At 44.5% G+C, this 14,613-nt stretch carries 15 protein-coding genes; 6 read left to right on the forward strand and 9 right to left on the reverse strand.

The genetic code is table 11. The annotated features are described in order from the left end of the window. Nucleotides 1-586 precede the first annotated feature (586 nt). Nucleotides 587-754, reverse strand: coding sequence for a DUF4372 domain-containing protein (locus tag GGR07_RS14190; protein WP_394357303.1), 168 nt, complete (start codon nt 752-754; stop codon nt 587-589). Between the two features lie 303 nt (nt 755-1,057). Between GGR07_RS14190 and GGR07_RS10800 the strand changes: the two genes are divergently transcribed. After that, the gene (locus GGR07_RS10800) at nt 1,058-1,351 is read left to right on the forward strand and encodes a hypothetical protein (RefSeq protein ID WP_021644914.1); all 294 of its coding nucleotides are present in this window, start codon (nt 1,058-1,060) and stop codon (nt 1,349-1,351) included. A gap of 155 nt (nt 1,352-1,506) precedes the next feature. On the opposite strand, the gene GGR07_RS10805 is transcribed toward GGR07_RS10800, so the two are convergent. The 7 genes from GGR07_RS10805 to GGR07_RS10835 form a co-directional block, all read right to left on the reverse strand. Continuing rightward, on the reverse strand, nt 1,507-2,739 hold the full coding sequence (locus tag GGR07_RS10805; RefSeq protein WP_122056646.1) for a 3-phosphoshikimate 1-carboxyvinyltransferase: 1,233 nt from the start codon (nt 2,737-2,739) through the stop codon (nt 1,507-1,509). Nucleotides 2,740-2,932: 193 nt separating this feature from the next. Continuing rightward, on the reverse strand, nt 2,933-4,093 hold the full coding sequence (locus GGR07_RS10810; protein WP_021644917.1) for a sodium ion-translocating decarboxylase subunit beta: 1,161 nt from the start codon (nt 4,091-4,093) through the stop codon (nt 2,933-2,935). A 1-nt stretch (nt 4,094) separates the two neighbouring features. Further along, on the reverse strand, nt 4,095-4,526 hold the full coding sequence (locus GGR07_RS10815) for an acetyl-CoA carboxylase biotin carboxyl carrier protein (RefSeq protein ID WP_021644918.1): 432 nt from the start codon (nt 4,524-4,526) through the stop codon (nt 4,095-4,097). Nucleotides 4,527-4,550: 24 nt separating this feature from the next. Further along, a complete protein-coding gene (locus GGR07_RS10820) occupies nt 4,551-5,471 on the reverse strand; it encodes an OadG family transporter subunit (RefSeq protein ID WP_034543760.1) in 921 nt (306 codons plus the stop codon). A gap of 31 nt (nt 5,472-5,502) precedes the next feature. Continuing rightward, nucleotides 5,503-7,056, reverse strand: a complete 1,554-nt coding sequence (locus tag GGR07_RS10825) for an acyl-CoA carboxylase subunit beta (protein ID WP_021644920.1) — start codon at nt 7,054-7,056, stop codon at nt 5,503-5,505. Nucleotides 7,057-7,240: 184 nt separating this feature from the next. Then, nucleotides 7,241-7,645, reverse strand: a complete 405-nt coding sequence (gene mce, locus GGR07_RS10830; protein ID WP_034543762.1) for a methylmalonyl-CoA epimerase — start codon at nt 7,643-7,645, stop codon at nt 7,241-7,243. Nucleotides 7,646-7,820: 175 nt separating this feature from the next. Then, complete coding sequence (locus GGR07_RS10835) at nt 7,821-8,819, reverse strand: GNAT family N-acetyltransferase (protein ID WP_021644924.1); 999 nt, start codon at nt 8,817-8,819, stop codon at nt 7,821-7,823. Nucleotides 8,820-9,361: 542 nt separating this feature from the next. On the opposite strand from GGR07_RS10835, the gene GGR07_RS10840 reads away from it, so the two are divergent. From GGR07_RS10840 to GGR07_RS10860, 5 genes are read left to right on the forward strand one after another with little or no spacing between them, the layout of a single operon-like run. Further along, nucleotides 9,362-9,898 (forward strand): nitroreductase family protein, encoded by a 537-nt coding sequence (locus GGR07_RS10840; RefSeq protein ID WP_034543758.1) that lies wholly within the window; start codon nt 9,362-9,364, stop codon nt 9,896-9,898. Nucleotides 9,899-9,901: 3 nt separating this feature from the next. Next, nucleotides 9,902-10,237 (forward strand): hypothetical protein, encoded by a 336-nt coding sequence (locus tag GGR07_RS10845; protein ID WP_021644928.1) that lies wholly within the window; start codon nt 9,902-9,904, stop codon nt 10,235-10,237. A gap of 14 nt (nt 10,238-10,251) precedes the next feature. Continuing rightward, the gene (locus GGR07_RS10850; protein WP_021644929.1) at nt 10,252-11,040 is read left to right on the forward strand and encodes a Rossmann-like and DUF2520 domain-containing protein; all 789 of its coding nucleotides are present in this window, start codon (nt 10,252-10,254) and stop codon (nt 11,038-11,040) included. Further along, the gene (locus tag GGR07_RS10855) at nt 11,027-11,548 is read left to right on the forward strand and encodes a KdsC family phosphatase (RefSeq protein WP_034543757.1); all 522 of its coding nucleotides are present in this window, start codon (nt 11,027-11,029) and stop codon (nt 11,546-11,548) included. The genes GGR07_RS10850 and GGR07_RS10855 overlap by 14 nt, the downstream gene beginning before the upstream one ends. 28 nt (nt 11,549-11,576) lie before the next feature. Then, the gene (locus tag GGR07_RS10860; protein WP_034543756.1) at nt 11,577-12,161 is read left to right on the forward strand and encodes a Maf-like protein; all 585 of its coding nucleotides are present in this window, start codon (nt 11,577-11,579) and stop codon (nt 12,159-12,161) included. A 103-nt stretch (nt 12,162-12,264) separates the two neighbouring features. Here the strand turns inward: GGR07_RS10860 and GGR07_RS10865 are convergent, their stop codons facing one another. Next, the gene (locus tag GGR07_RS10865; protein ID WP_034543761.1) at nt 12,265-14,472 is read right to left on the reverse strand and encodes a tetratricopeptide repeat protein; all 2,208 of its coding nucleotides are present in this window, start codon (nt 14,470-14,472) and stop codon (nt 12,265-12,267) included. Between the last annotated feature and the right edge of the window lie 141 nt (nt 14,473-14,613).

Below are 14,613 nucleotides of genomic sequence, written 5' to 3' on the forward strand. Positions count from 1 at the left end.
GGTACTGCGTCACAGTGGGAGAGTAGGTCGCCGCCTTTTTTTGCTTGTATTCCCCTCTTTTCCCTTCAAAAGGAAGAGAGGGGAATCTTGTTTTTGGGGGGTGCCTTTTTCTTTTTGGGGCTTTGCTTAACTCTCCCGATAAACTATGGAAACTATGCATAAACAGTATTGCACGATGTGCCCACAAAAAACTTGATGTGGAAATTCTTATTAACACTTCGGAAGAAGATTTTGATATCCCATCTGCATTAATATAATTTAGTTACAAAGAGCACCTTGTTGCTGTCTCAAGCGTTAAGAGTTTTGTATTGAAGTATCCACGGTCACGAACCACGATGTCTTCAGTTTTCAGGCTTACATGCCTTGCCGTACTGTTATATGTTCCAATATATACATATTCAGGAAGTATGGTCTCAATGTTGAGCTTTACGGTACCTTTGGAGAGAGTATAATGCGCTCAGTCGAAAGCTGTTGAACATAAAGTAATAGTCGTGGAGTTGATCGCATGATAGCATTACTAAAGTGGAACTTCCTGCCGGAAAACTTTACCTGCTGTCGAAAATATTGAAGTAAGCTGTAATAGTACTCACCGAAGAATTCGCACGAGCGTTTCTCGTTCTGATAGAAAGTGTTGACTTGCTTGGTTGGATGGATGGTTAAGATTACCGTTGCTAGAATGCAGACTGTTGCTTATCTCGCAAAGCGATGCACAGTCCGCAAACTGACAGAATAACATGCTTATCAATAAGACCATAAGTTAAAACCCTTAGCATGATGGTCAGTGTCATACTTTTTACTAACGATTTAATCAATTTTTTGGGTAAACGTTGAATTATTTAACTGAAAAGTTTTATTTTTGCTTTTGAAGGAGGTTGGGGTGTTTGCAAATACTAAGATAAGAATTATTTGTCTTAGTGACTTCACTTCCTTTATTTTTCTTGCAAAATTATTTTGGACACTATTGACTTAAATCATAATTTATACGAGATTACATATAAAAATATCAGTTACTGACAGACTGATTAATTTTAATTATCAGCCTTTACTTACAGGTTGTGTGCACAAATGGCTGAGTGGGAATAATAATGAGCACGGAAAAATAAGTTTGTATTCTTTTTCGTGGTTGCAAAATGTTGATATCACCAATAAAGGTGTCAAATTAAGAAATGGTTCTTATTTTACTTTAAACTTTTATGACGTTCAACAGGTGAAGAATGTTGTTAAAAATATTTTGGAACAGCCGGAAATGTTTGCCGACGCACGGGTTGTTGTAGATATTCGTATTCAATATACTCCTCTATTTTCAGAAAAAGAACCATTTGGAATTGAAATTTGCCCAGCGCACCGGTGAGCTTTTCGCTCATCTTTCTTTTAATTGAACCATTTGGAATTGAAATTTATGAATCGTACTTAAAGCGGAGTGACCGTTTGGCCTTTTAATTGAACCATTGGAATTGGAATGATGAAAGCAAAGCTATCGCACATTCGGCAAGATATACTCTTACATTATTCTTCTTTGTTTCTGATTTGAAATCCGGCCGTTACCAAATCCTGCCAATAATTAGGATACGATTTAGAGACAACATTAGGATCTGCTATTTTAATTTCTGGGAAATAAAAGCTGGCAGGGGCAAATGCCATTGCCATTCGGTGATCTTCGTAGGTTTGGATAATGGGATTTTTCTCTGCTTCAATGCGTGTACCGTCCCATCTTAAGCTACAGTCTTTTTCATCTGTAAGTATGTAACCTAACTTCCTGAGTTCTGTTTTTAAAGCTTCTATTCGGTCCGTTTCCTTTATTCTTAGACTTTGTAGTCCTGTGAAGTGAAAAGGAATGTTTAACAGGGCACAGGTTACTACAAAAGTTTGTGCCAAATCAGGGATATCTACAAAATTCTCTTCAAGGTATTGAGGATGGATACCTTCGTTTTTAATAGCCACTCCTTTAGAAATGAATTTTGTTGCAATTCCTAAGCGAGAGAATAACTTCGCTCCACGACTATCTCCTTGGAAACTATTTTGGAAGAGGCCTGGTAGCTCGATTTCTGCTTTACCTGATAAAATGGCTATCTGATACCAATAAGAAGCTGCACTCCAATCATTTTCTATTGTAAAAGGAGTACTGCAATAAGGCTGTGGAGACACGGTGATGCAATTAGAAGTTGTCCACTCTGCTTTTGCACCAAAATCATTCATTATTTGTAGAGTGAGATTGATATATGGACGAGAAATTATTTCTCCAGTCAAATATAGCGTTAATCCGTTTTCAAGAACGGGACCTATCATGAGTAGAGCAGATATGTATTGAGAACTTATATTTCCTTTCAGTGTGATTACACGACCTTTTAACTTTGTACCTTTTATGAGCAACGGGGGAAAACCATCTTTCTCTATATATTTGATATCGGCTCCTAATTCACGGAGGGCGTCTACCAGTACTTGGATAGGGCGTTGTTTCATCCTTTCTGTACCTGTGATAATGTGCTCTCCGGGATTAACACTTAAATAGGCTGTGAGAAAGCGCATAGCTGTCCCGGCTGCCATGATATCAATTATTTTTTCTTTTTCATCTAATGCTTTTATTATTACCCGTGTATCATCACAGTCGGATAAGTTTTCGGGAGGGTATATCCCTTTACTCAACGCATTGATTATCAGTGCACGATTGCTAATGCTCTTAGAAGGAGGTAATTGAATATTTGTTTTGATTTCCGATGGAGCGAAGAGTTGATAAATCATTTTCTATATTTTTATATCCGGTGACAAAGATAACAATTATATTGTTTTATAAAGGAAGCATGCGAAGATTGGTTTTAAAGATTTCGCCCCTGCCACAAAAGGCTGCGACAGGGGTGAAATGATTTTAGAGACAAACAACCGGAAGGCCTTTATTATAAAGGGTCTTCAGATAGCTTTACTGTCTGTGTACTTCTTACATTAAGAATCCGAGTAAGATACCTGCTGCGACAGCAGAGCCGATTACTCCTGCCACGTTTGGCCCCATTGCGTGCATAAGCAAGTAGTTCGTAGAGTCGTACTCCAGACCTACTACTTGTGAAATACGTGCGGAGTCGGGCACGGCAGATACACCGGAATTTCCGATCAGCGGGTTGATTTTGTTGTCTTTGCCCAGGAACAGGTTGAATATCTTCACGAATATAACCCCCGATGCTGTGGCGATGATGAACGATAAAGCACCCAAAGCAAATATTTTGATAGAGTCGAATTTCAGAAACTCCGAAGCTTGAGTAGAGGCACCTACGGTAAGTCCCAGCAAGATCGTTATGGTATCGATCAGAGGCCCACTTGCCGTATTTGCAAGGCGACGTGTCACGCCGCTTTCTTTCAGCAGGTTTCCGAAGAACAACATTCCCAATAGAGGCAGGCCCGAAGGAACCAAAAAGGTAGTCAGCAACAAACCGATAATTGGGAAGATAACTTTTTCCGTATGGGATACGGCTCGTGGCGGTCGCATGCGGATAAGCCGTTCATGTTTTGTGGTGAGCAGACGCATTATGGGCGGCTGTATCACCGGGACTAACGCCATATACGAGTAGGCTGATACGGCTATAGCCCCCATCAGATTGGGCGCTAATTTCGAAGAAAGGAAGATTGCCGTCGGACCATCCGCACCTCCGATAATGCCTATGGCACCGGCTTGCATCGGATCAAACCCTATTTCCAACGCAATCATGTATGCTCCGAAGATTCCGAATTGGGCGGCAGCACCGATCAGCATTAGCTTCGGGTTGGAGATTAGCGCCGAAAAATCGGTCATTGCTCCGATACCGAGGAAGATAAGCGGCGGATACCATCCCGAGGTTACTCCTTGATATAAAATATTCAAAACAGACCCTTCTTCATAAATGCCGACTTTCAATCCGGCTTCCATATTGAAAGGAATGTTGCCGATCAGGATACCGAACCCGATAGGAATCAGCAACATTGGTTCAAACTCTTTGTCAACGGCCAAGTAGATGAACACCAAGCCAATTAGGATCATGATAATATGCCCCGCAGTCGCATTGTAGAATCCTGTATAGGTCCAGAAATCGGCAAGGTTGTTTCCTAAAAAGTCAATAAAATCTCCCATATTATTCAATAATTACGAGGTCAGTACCTTCAAGGACGGAATCGCCCTTGCTTACATTGATAGCGGTAATCTTTCCGTCTTTATCCGCATTGATGTTATTCTCCATTTTCATTGCTTCGAGAATGATAATTGTCTGTCCCTTTTTCACAGTGTCACCCACATTTACTTTGATGTCGAGAATTACACCCGGTAGGGGAGACTTAACACCCGATTTGCCGGTAGATGGTGTTGCCGGTTTTACTACGGGCGTAGCCGGAGCTGCCGGGGCGGTAGTTGCCGGGCGTACGACCGGTTTTACAACAGCTTTAGGCTGCTTCTCCAATTCTACTTCATAAGGTGTGCCGTTTACCTCTACGTGGGCTATATTATCTTCAATGTCGCCAATGGTTACTTGATACAAGTTTCCGTTGATTTTATATTTATATTCTTTCATTGTTTTATTTTTTTATGGAATGACTTACTTCTTATGGGGAGTTTCACGCAAAGTATAGATTTTCGAACTCCATGGAGAGTAACTGCGTTTTACTCGCGTCATCGTTAGTACCATCTCTTCGACATCGTGTACTTCGTTCTGCATTTCGTGCAGTGCCATGGAAATAGCTGCGTAAACTTCTCCCGGAGCTTCTGTGAGTTCTTTCGCTTCTCGCTTGTCGATGCCTTTTGCTTTCATGGCATTCCGTTTACTGAGGTTTACAGCAATTCGTCCGACAATCTTGAAAGAAATAAACAAAAGAATCAATCCGACGAATACCACGCTCATTGCCGAGATCGACATGCCGATACCGCTGGCATCGTGTTTTCTGAACTTCTCCATCTTTGCATTGCCGCTGATGGTTTTGTTGTTCGTACTTGGAGTAACATATTTATCTTTACTTTTGCCTTTCACTTCCCATGCATCCGCTCCGTCACTGATGCGTGCATACGATTGGTTCGCATTCAGTGTTCTTGCCGGTATGGCGACCTGATCGATCAGCTTGCGCCCGGAGTCGTATAATCCGATCCAGTTATCGGTTTCAGTGTTCAATTTGAAACTTGTGTGAAAAGTTCCCCGGTTCGGTTCGCCATCGGCCCAAAACAGAGCGTGTTGGCGCGGTTTTACCAAGGTGAGCACATCTCCTTTGGGGATAAAGTAGGTAGCCGTATCGCCGGGTTGACTGCTTGCTTTCAGCAAATAACCCGCCAAATCTGCGCTGCCGTATGATTTGTTAAATATTTCGATCCATGCGCTGTGCAGACCGTAGTCGTCCTGAAAGTTTTCCTGATTGTCAATCAAAATTTCATTCAGTATCAACTTGTTGTTTGATTTTTCCTCTTCACAAGAAGACAAACCTACCAACAGCAGCAAAGAAAAGAATATTCCGATTTTGCTTTTATTCATAATCGTTCTTGTTTTTAGTGTGACAGTTTGATTACAATGGAATATTGCCATGTTTTTTGGCCGGGTTGGCAAGTTTTTTCGTTTGTAATTGCTGCAAGGCTCGAATAATGCGGAAGCGAGTGTTTCGTGGTTCAATCACGTCGTCGATATAACCGTATTTTGCAGCGTTATAAGGATTGGCAAACAGCTTGGTGTATTCGGCTTCTTTTTCGGTCATGAATGCAACCGGATCTGTCGCTTCTTTCGCTTCACGGGCATATAATACTTCTACTGCTCCGGCCCCGCCCATTACGGCAATTTCCGCTGTAGGCCATGCATAGTTCATATCGCCGCGAAGTTGCTTACAACTCATCACGATGTGAGAGCCTCCGTAAGATTTGCGTAAAGTGATTGTAACTTTAGGAACAGTGGCCTCTCCATAAGCGTACAATAGTTTGGCTCCGTGAAGGATTACACCGTTGTATTCCTGCCCTGTTCCCGGAAGGAATCCCGGAACGTCTACCAATGAAACGATAGGAATATTGAATGCGTCGCAGAAGCGTACGAAACGTGCGCCTTTACGAGAAGCATTGCTGTCGAGCACACCTGCCAGATATTTCGGCTGATTGGCTACGATACCTACCGATTGCCCGTTGAAGCGGGCGAAACCGATGATAATATTCTTGGCATAATCTTTTTGAACTTCGAGAAATTCGCCATTGTCTACAATGGCCCCGATCACTTCGTACATATCGTATGGCTTGTTCGGGCTATCGGGAATGATATCGTTCAACGAATCTTCCAGACGATCGATAGGGTCGGTGCAATCTATATAAGGAGCTTCTTCAAGATTGTTTTGAGGAATGTAGCTTAGCAGTTTGCGAATCAATGCCAAACCTTCTTCTTCTGTTTTAGCGGTGAAATGAGTTACACCTGATTTTGTAGAGTGAACGCTTGCGCCACCCAGATTTTCCTGGCTGACATCCTCACCGGTCACGGTTTTTACTACTTTTGGCCCTGTAAGAAACATATACGAAGTTCCTTCCATCATGAGCGTAAAGTCAGTCAATGCCGGAGAATAAACAGCACCTCCCGCGCAAGGGCCGAAAATGCCGGAGATTTGAGGAATTACACCCGAAGCCAGAATATTGCGTTGGAAGATTTCGGCATATCCTGCCAATGCATTGATACCTTCTTGGATACGTGCGCCGCCCGAGTCGTTGATACCGATGCAGGGAGCGCCCATTTTCATAGCCTGATCCATGATCTTGCAAATTTTCAAAGACATGGTTTCCGACAAAGATCCGGCAGAAACAGTAAAGTCTTGCGCAAATACGTATACCAGACGCCCTTCGATAGTGCCGCATCCTGTCACTACTCCGTCGCCCGGATAGTGTTTTTTCTCCATTCCGAAGTTTGTACATCTGTGTTCGACAAACATATCCATTTCTTCGAAGCTGCCTTCATCCAACAACATCGCTATGCGTTCACGCGCTGTATATTTGCCTTTTTCATGTTGTTTGGCAATTGCTTTTTCTCCACCTCCGATACGTGCAACGGCACGGCGTTCGATAAGCTCTTTAATTTTTTCAAGTTGATTACTCATGTTATTTACAATTTGACTATAATTACAATTTGCTGTTCTTTTAATATGTCATTTGTTATCCGCCGTTTATCTCTTTATAATTTACATCTTTTTATTCCCGGATTGTCGATTCTTGTTTTGGATGAATTGAAATGAGAAATCCGTAAACCGGTAAGCAGCGGTTGTAAATTAAAAAGGTAATGGATTAATGCTCGCAAAGTTCTGTCAGCACACCCATTGTAGATTTCGGATGCAGGAATGCGATATTCAAACCTTCGGCACCTTTGCGGGGAGCTTTGTCGATGAGACGGATTTCTTTTGCTTCTGCTTCTGCCAAAGCATTGGCTACTCCATCCTCGACCGCAAATGCGATGTGGTGAACCCCTATGCCTTTGTTCTCGATAAATTTAGCGATGGTGCTTTCGGGACAAGTAGGCTCTAACAGTTCGATTTTCGTATCGCCTACTTTCAAGAAAGCGGTTCTTACTTTCTGATCTTCTACTGTTTCAATGTTGTAGCATTTCAAACCTAACACGTTTTCGTAGTAAGGAAGGGCTTCTTCGATGCTTTTTACAGCAATTCCCAAATGCTCGATGTGCGAAATTTTCATAAGAATATTTTTAATTGGGTTATTAATCTGTTTTTGCATGGTACAAAACATCCACAAAGAAAATCAATTATTGTATAATAATGAAATATTTCTCAATTTAATTGTAGGGGTAAAAAAGAGAAAAAGTAGGAATGAAGGAGAGAGTAAAAGAGTTTTGTAATGTCAACATTGCATTTTACGCATAGATTTTAATTAGCAAATTGTTCAGCCATGTCCACCGGACGCGTATCCAGCGTCTTGTACTGCTTTGTTTTCCGCCAAATCGCAGGACGAAATCGCGGTAGCCGTGTTTGCGGAAGGGAAGTCCCACATCCATGAATTCCATGTGGCGGAACCCCTCTTCGTGTGCGTTGTCCAGTGCTTTCCATACAGCCAGTATTCCGGGATATTGCAAGGCATAAGTCTTACGCATCCCTCCGGAGAACCAAAGATATGCGTTTTCTTCGGAATAGATGCAAACAGATCCTCCGATGATTTTCTTTTTGTATTTTACGATAAAGATTTTGGCTTTTTTCTTCTTAATGAGCAGGCGCTCCATGTGGTGAAAGAAATCGTTGCCGGGGAAGTAGCGGCGGATGCGGGAAGAATAAACTTTGTGAAGCATGCGCGAAAACTCCTTTATGTCTTTTTCCGCATGGGTTTCTTCTACCTTTGCTCCGTTTTTGATTCCTTTCTTTATCTGGCGGATGCGGGAAGGGCTAAAACGTTCTTCCACCCGCTCCATACTGTGAAGAGAATTCCTGACACGCAGCCAATTGACCGGAAAAAACAGGTTTGCCCGGAAGAATTTGTATCCGAACATGGGATTGTTCAGGTTGCGAAATTCAATAAGAAAGCAGGAGCGGGAAGCCTCCTGAGTGAGATGCTCCAACATTTCGCCGAATATTTCTTCTGCCTTTTCTTTGTCTGCGAGAATTGATTGATCCGTTATCTCGCCTGTGCCGTATACGACGCATTGCCTGGCAACAGATCCGGGCAACCATCTTTTGGCTTTATGTATAGCTGCCAGTAAACGGGCAACCGGCTGGCCGTTTTCGGTTGCTACAATTAATAAAGGCGTGTATCCGTGAGTTACTTCGTAGATTTGAAACAACTCTTTGGAGTGGAAAGTGTTGATGCCCGGCAGATCGGGAATATCTTTCCCTTCATAATATGTGGTCAGCTTGAGTGGCATTTTGAGAACAAAATTATTCTTTTGTTTCTTATTTCAACAAAAAATACGGGGATTTGTTTCCGCGACTGTTTATCCTTCGGTTTTTTGCTTTTTCTTGCTCTTCCCGAAGCGGAGTCTCGGGAAACTGTCCTGCATTGGTCATATGGGGCATCTGTTTCTTCAATCGCTGCCAGAGAGATGTAACGCTATTTGGCTTGCGTCGGCAGATAGCTGTCTCTCATTGCTTTCTGTGATGTGTCTGGATGTAACGTTATTTGGCTTGCGTCGGCAGGAAGTGTGAGACCGGTCTTCAAAACAACTGTTTAACCAGTGGAAAAAAACAATGAGATGATTGAAAAAAAAGGCGGCGGGCTTTGAAAAAAACACGGCGGGCTTTGAAATCAAACACGGCGGGCTTTGAAAAAAAGGCGGCGGGCTTTTTTTCGAACGTGGCGATGATTGCAATCGGGCAGTAAAGACGTTTTTTAATTGGCGAGATATTTTCTAAAAGGACGAAATGTGCGTATATTTGCATACGTAAATTAAACGAAACGAAAAACGGAATGGAAAACTTTAGTGAATTGATCAGAAACCGCCGAAGCATGCGTAAGTTTACCGATGAAGAGTTGTCGCAGGACGAAGTCGTTGCGTTGATGAAAGCGGCGTTGATGTCGCCCACATCGAAACGGACGAATAGCTGGCAGTTTATTGTGGTTGATGACAAAGAGACACTGAAAGAGTTGTCGCGCTGTAAAGAGCATTCGTCTTCTTTCATTGCCGATGCAGCATTGGCAATCGTTGTCATGGCCGATCCGCTGGAGAGCGATGTGTGGATTGAAGACGCGTCCGTCGCTTCCATCATGATACAGTTGCAGGCGGAAGATTTAGGCTTGGGAAGCTGCTGGGTTCAGGTCAGAGAACGGTTCACGGCAACGGGAATTCCGTCGGATGAATTTATTCACGGGCTTCTCGATATCCCTTTGCAACTTCAGGTGCTTTCGGTGATTGCCATCGGGCATAAAGGTATGGAACGCAAGCCTTTCGATGAATCGCATCTGCAATGGGAAAAAATTCATATCAATAGATTCGGAGGGAAGTAAGCTATGGTTGCTGCAAAGGCGAACAATAAAAAAGATACTTACAGGGCGACGGCCGTCTCTTTTATCGTGATCGGCCTGCTTTTTCTGATCGATAAGCTGGTACATTTCGCGTCGGTCGGGTTGCCTTGGGTGATGTATAAAGACAACTTGCTGTTGTACGTTTCCGTCTGTTTCCTGATTTTCAAACGCGACAAATCGGTCGGATTGGTGCTGCTCGGACTTTGGCTGGTGATCAACATCGGTTTGGTGACTTCATGGCTCGGTTCTATTTCCGGTTATCTGCTGCCGTTGGCATTGCTCGTGGCGGGCGGGATACTCTTGCTTGCTTCCAAACGATAAGAGGAGGGTGACGGATGAAGAGAAGTATTGAAGATACGCCGATTGTTTTTATCGGTGCGGGAAATCTGGCGGTGAATCTTGCAAAAGCGCTTTACCGCAAAGGTTTTCGCATCGTGCAAGTATATAGCCGTACCGAAGAGTCGGCTTTCGCTTTGGCAAAGGAAGTCGAAGCGAAACACACGACGGAGTTATCGGAGGTGGTGAACGATGCGGAGCTGTACATTGTTTCTCTGCGAGACGATGCTTTCGTGAGCCTTTTGCCCCGCATTGCCTGCGGAAAGGAGCGGGGGTTGCTGGTGCATACGGCGGGAAGCATCCCGATGGATGTGTGGAAGGGATATGCCCGGCGCTATGGAGTGCTTTATCCTATGCAGACCTTCAGCAAGAAGCGTGAAGTCGATTTCCGCGAAGTTCCTTTCTTTATCGAAGCGGGTGCTCCGGAAGATGCCGAATTGCTGAAGAAGGTTGCCACTGTGCTTTCGACCAAAGTGTACGACGCTACTTCCGAACAGCGGAAGAGCCTTCATCTGGCGGCTGTTTTTACCTGCAATTTTACCAATCACATGTATGCGTTGGCAGCCGCATTGCTCGAGAAGTATCATCTTCCGTTCGAGGTCATGCTGCCGTTGATCGATGAAACTGCCCGGAAAGTGCATGCGTTGTCGCCTCACGATGCCCAGACAGGGCCTGCGGTGCGCTACGACGAGAACGTAATGAACCGGCATTTGTCTCTTCTGTCCGATTCTCCGGAGTTGCAGGAGATTTATAAACTAATTAGCAAAAGTATCCATGAGCACCATTAATTACGATTTAGCCCGGATCAGGGCATTGGCTTTCGATGTAGACGGCGTACTTAGCTCCACTACCATACCGTTGCACCCTTCGGGCGAACCGATGCGTACGGTGAATATCAAAGACGGATATGCCATCCAACTGGCGGTTAAAAAAGGATTTCCCATTGCCATCATCACGGGCGGGCGGACAGAGGCCGTAAGGATTCGTTTTGCCGCTTTGGGCGTAACCGATATCTATATGGGTTCTTCTGTGAAGATACATGATTATCGGGCTTTTCGTAGCAAATACGGGTTGAAGGACGAAGAAATTCTTTATATGGGTGATGACGTCCCCGACATAGAAGTGATGCGCGAATGCGGATTGCCTTGTTGTCCCAAAGATGCCGTGTCCGAAGTTAAAGCGGTTTCCCGTTACATCTCTTATGCCGATGGAGGTCGCGGATGCGGTCGCGATGTGATAGAGCAGGTGTTGAAAGCGCATGGAAAATGGATGGCGGCCGATGCGTTCGGCTGGTGATTGTAAATAACGAATTCGTATTTTGATTATGCCTCTTGAAAACCTGAAGAAATATCAGATTATATTGGCTTCCAATTCGCCCCGTCGTAGAGAATTGATGTCCGGGCTGGGAGTCGATTACACGGTGCGCACTCTACCCGATGTGGATGAGTCTTATCCGGAACATCTTAAGGGCTGCGAAATTCCCGAATACATAGCCCGTGAAAAAGCGGCGGCTTACCGCGCTTCCATGAAGCCGGGAGAACTGTTGATTACCGCCGATACGATTGTCTGGCTCGACGGCAAACTGCTTGGAAAGCCTGAAGGCGGGGAAGGAGCGGCAGAAATGCTGCGTTCGCTTTCGGGAAAGGCGCATCAGGTCTTCACCGGTGTCTGTCTTACTACGACAGAATGGCAGAAAAGCTTCACCTCTTCTTCAGACGTCGTGTTCGATGAACTCTCCGAAGACGAGATTCAATATTACGTCGACGCATACCGGCCGATGGATAAGGCAGGAGCGTATGGCGTGCAGGAATGGATCGGATATATCGGTGTGAAGTCTATATCAGGGAGTTTTTATAATATTATGGGACTTCCCATACAGAGATTGTACGGAGAGCTGAAGCGTTTGTAAAAAAAAGGCCGGTGCCGGGAATACCGGAGGCAATGCCTTTGGAAACAGCCTGTGGTATGCGGCCCATCGCTTTTGAGTAATTTTCGATTGTCATGGATGAAACTTACAACAAATCGAGCATCAGCGGAATATCTTCTGCGCGGATGCCTTGTTCGAGAAGCGCGGCTTCATCTTTCCGGAACATAATAATAAATTGTTCTTTGCTTCCGCCCGCCGCAATCGCTTCCTTATAAAGGCCGGCCGCTTTCCGGATATTTCCCATTGCCCATGCCACATGCCCTGCATTCATGTAATCGATCGCCAACGGCTTTCTGTCGATAATTTTTTCATAATACTTCATTGCCTGCTCGTGTTTGCGCCCGATAAACGAACACCACCCGATTCCTCTCCAGGCTTTTATGCTGTTGTTTTGAATGAAGTCGAGCTTGAAGAAGTAGTTTAACGCTTCTTCGTTTTGTCCGAGTTCTGCCAGACAGTTGCCGATGTGAAAAATAATGTTCGCGTCTTCCGGGCTTACTTCTTCCGTTTTCTTATAATACGTCAACGCCTTCCGGTAATCTCTGTTCAGTCGATAGCAAACAGCTAAGTGCCTGTTGTTCCATATGTTGTCCGGCTTGAGCGTATCCGCTTTCAGGTAAGCTTCAATTGCTTCGGCATATTTTTTCTGTTTTTGCCGGGCATATCCCAGTTTTTGGTAACATTCGGCGGCATTTTCGGCGAACAGTCCGGCGGCTTCCATCTCTTTGTAAGCTTCGGTGGCTTCTTCCCACCGTTCTTTCTTCAGGTAAAAGTCGGCAATAGGGAGCAGCACGTCTTTTTGAGAAAGCATATTGCCGAGCGCAGGGATATGGTGCAAGTCGAGCTTCTCCTTGAAGAAATCTCTGAATTCCTGTCGCCGTGTGCTGAGTTTGAAGAAACGATACAAGTCTTGCAGGTATTGATTGCTGATGGTTCCGGGACGTTCGTTGAATTGTTTGATATTCTCCGCATTCGACTGTTCCGCCATTTCCGAGATCTGTTCCTGCTGGCTGCTCAGCTGGCTTAGCAACATCTCTTTTTGCACTTTGGGAAGTTGGTGGATTATGAATAAAAAGGAATATTTGTCGCTGTTGCTGAAGAAACCTGTTTCGAGAATGAAGTCCAGCGTGCCCTTCTTTTCTTTCGCCTCTTTCAATATCCGGTAAACATCCGGTTGTTGTTTGCTGAACGGATAGAACCAGTTGTGAATCTCGCTGAAGAATGGAAAGCTCTTCAATGCGGAAAATGTACTCATATATACATCGGCCCCCTCCATTTGCAATTCGCTCATCTCCCGAAGCTTGTCGCCAAGTCCGCTTTGTTCGAAAGCGTCCATCCAATCCGGGTTTTTATCATCGCTTTCATCATCGTTTTCTTCCAGGCCGAACCGCATGTCACGCATGGAGGAGACGCTTTTCATCATTTCCGGTATAATCTCCTCTCTCATCTTCTTGTCGATCTTTTCCGTTTCCTGAGAGAGTAACAACTGACGGTAGATGCGGGCGGCGTCTTCTTTGAAAGAACCGGTGTCTCCCATAAGTACGATTCTTTGTGTCAGTTCGGGATAAAGATAAATCCTATTCCGGTATATGTGCAGGATAATGAGCAGACCGACCATTGCTCTTTGCGATACGCTTACGTTGGGGTGCGTGTAGGCATCCAGCAGCCACATGGCCTTGCTTAAGTCGAAACATTCCATCAGGCTTAACGTCACGGCGCTGACAAACAAGCACAGGTCGTTTGCGCCGGACAATTCGGATGTAAGCATAGCCTGTGCATTCTTCTCTTCATCGTTGCTCCATGCGCTATTTGTCCATGTAATCAGGAAAAGATTCTTCAGGGCGTTTTCGTGACGCTTCAGTGCCTCACTTGTTTCTTCGTCCGACTTTAGCCCGCTAACGGCCAAATCGTCATCAAATCCTTCGAGGATGCGGAGCAACTGTGTCGGATCGTTTGTAGCGGAATCTGCCGTTTGAGCAGTATGCCGCACGATGTGATAGTATTTGGAGGATACGCCGTCGAGTGTGGACAACCTCGCCCGATCGGCAATTTCCCATGCCTCTTTCAACAGTTTACTATATACTTCCGGGCGTTCGGGGTCGTCTGCACCCTGAAGCATGTAATCCAACATGTAGTTGTACGAAGTTTGCAGTTGCTCCAAATGCGTTCGCAATTTCCAGTCGGCACACTGCCAGAGTAAAGATTCCAGTTGCGTCAATGCTTCCTTGAGTCTTCTTTCCCGGAGCAAAGCACTTATGCAGGCATATTGTTCGTTTATTGTTTTTTCATTCATCATGACCCTTGTATTTCTACTTTTCTTTATTCATTAAAAAAGTATTCTGTTTCGGTTATAAAAGTACAAAAAGAATGCCAAATACCCATAGACAAAGAAGGTGAAATCGAAAAAAAACGATGGAGAAAAGGGATGAAATAT

This window comes from Bacteroides pyogenes (genome assembly GCF_014196225.1).
GTDB classification, from domain to species: domain Bacteria; phylum Bacteroidota; class Bacteroidia; order Bacteroidales; family Bacteroidaceae; genus Bacteroides; species Bacteroides pyogenes_A.

Bases quoted from the DNA above. Each gene is read 5' to 3' on its own strand.
- GGR07_RS14190 (WP_394357303.1), bottom strand. From the start codon at position 754: ATGGTCTTATTGATAAGCATGTTATTCTGTCAGTTTGCGGACTGTGCA.
- GGR07_RS10805 (WP_122056646.1), bottom strand. From the start codon at position 2,739: ATGATTTATCAACTCTTCGCTCCATCGGAAATCAAAACAAATATTCAA.
- GGR07_RS10810 (WP_021644917.1), bottom strand. From the start codon at position 4,093: ATGGGAGATTTTATTGACTTTTTAGGAAACAACCTTGCCGATTTCTGG.
- GGR07_RS10815 (WP_021644918.1), bottom strand. From the start codon at position 4,526: ATGAAAGAATATAAATATAAAATCAACGGAAACTTGTATCAAGTAACC.
- GGR07_RS10820 (WP_034543760.1), bottom strand. From the start codon at position 5,471: ATGAATAAAAGCAAAATCGGAATATTCTTTTCTTTGCTGCTGTTGGTA.
- GGR07_RS10825 (WP_021644920.1), bottom strand. From the start codon at position 7,056: ATGAGTAATCAACTTGAAAAAATTAAAGAGCTTATCGAACGCCGTGCC.
- mce (WP_034543762.1), bottom strand. From the start codon at position 7,645: ATGAAAATTTCGCACATCGAGCATTTGGGAATTGCTGTAAAAAGCATC.
- GGR07_RS10835 (WP_021644924.1), bottom strand. From the start codon at position 8,819: ATGCCACTCAAGCTGACCACATATTATGAAGGGAAAGATATTCCCGAT.
- GGR07_RS10840 (WP_034543758.1), top strand. From the start codon at position 9,362: ATGGAAAACTTTAGTGAATTGATCAGAAACCGCCGAAGCATGCGTAAG.
- GGR07_RS10845 (WP_021644928.1), top strand. From the start codon at position 9,902: ATGGTTGCTGCAAAGGCGAACAATAAAAAAGATACTTACAGGGCGACG.
- GGR07_RS10850 (WP_021644929.1), top strand. From the start codon at position 10,252: ATGAAGAGAAGTATTGAAGATACGCCGATTGTTTTTATCGGTGCGGGA.
- GGR07_RS10855 (WP_034543757.1), top strand. From the start codon at position 11,027: ATGAGCACCATTAATTACGATTTAGCCCGGATCAGGGCATTGGCTTTC.
- GGR07_RS10860 (WP_034543756.1), top strand. From the start codon at position 11,577: ATGCCTCTTGAAAACCTGAAGAAATATCAGATTATATTGGCTTCCAAT.
- GGR07_RS10865 (WP_034543761.1), bottom strand. From the start codon at position 14,472: ATGAATGAAAAAACAATAAACGAACAATATGCCTGCATAAGTGCTTTG.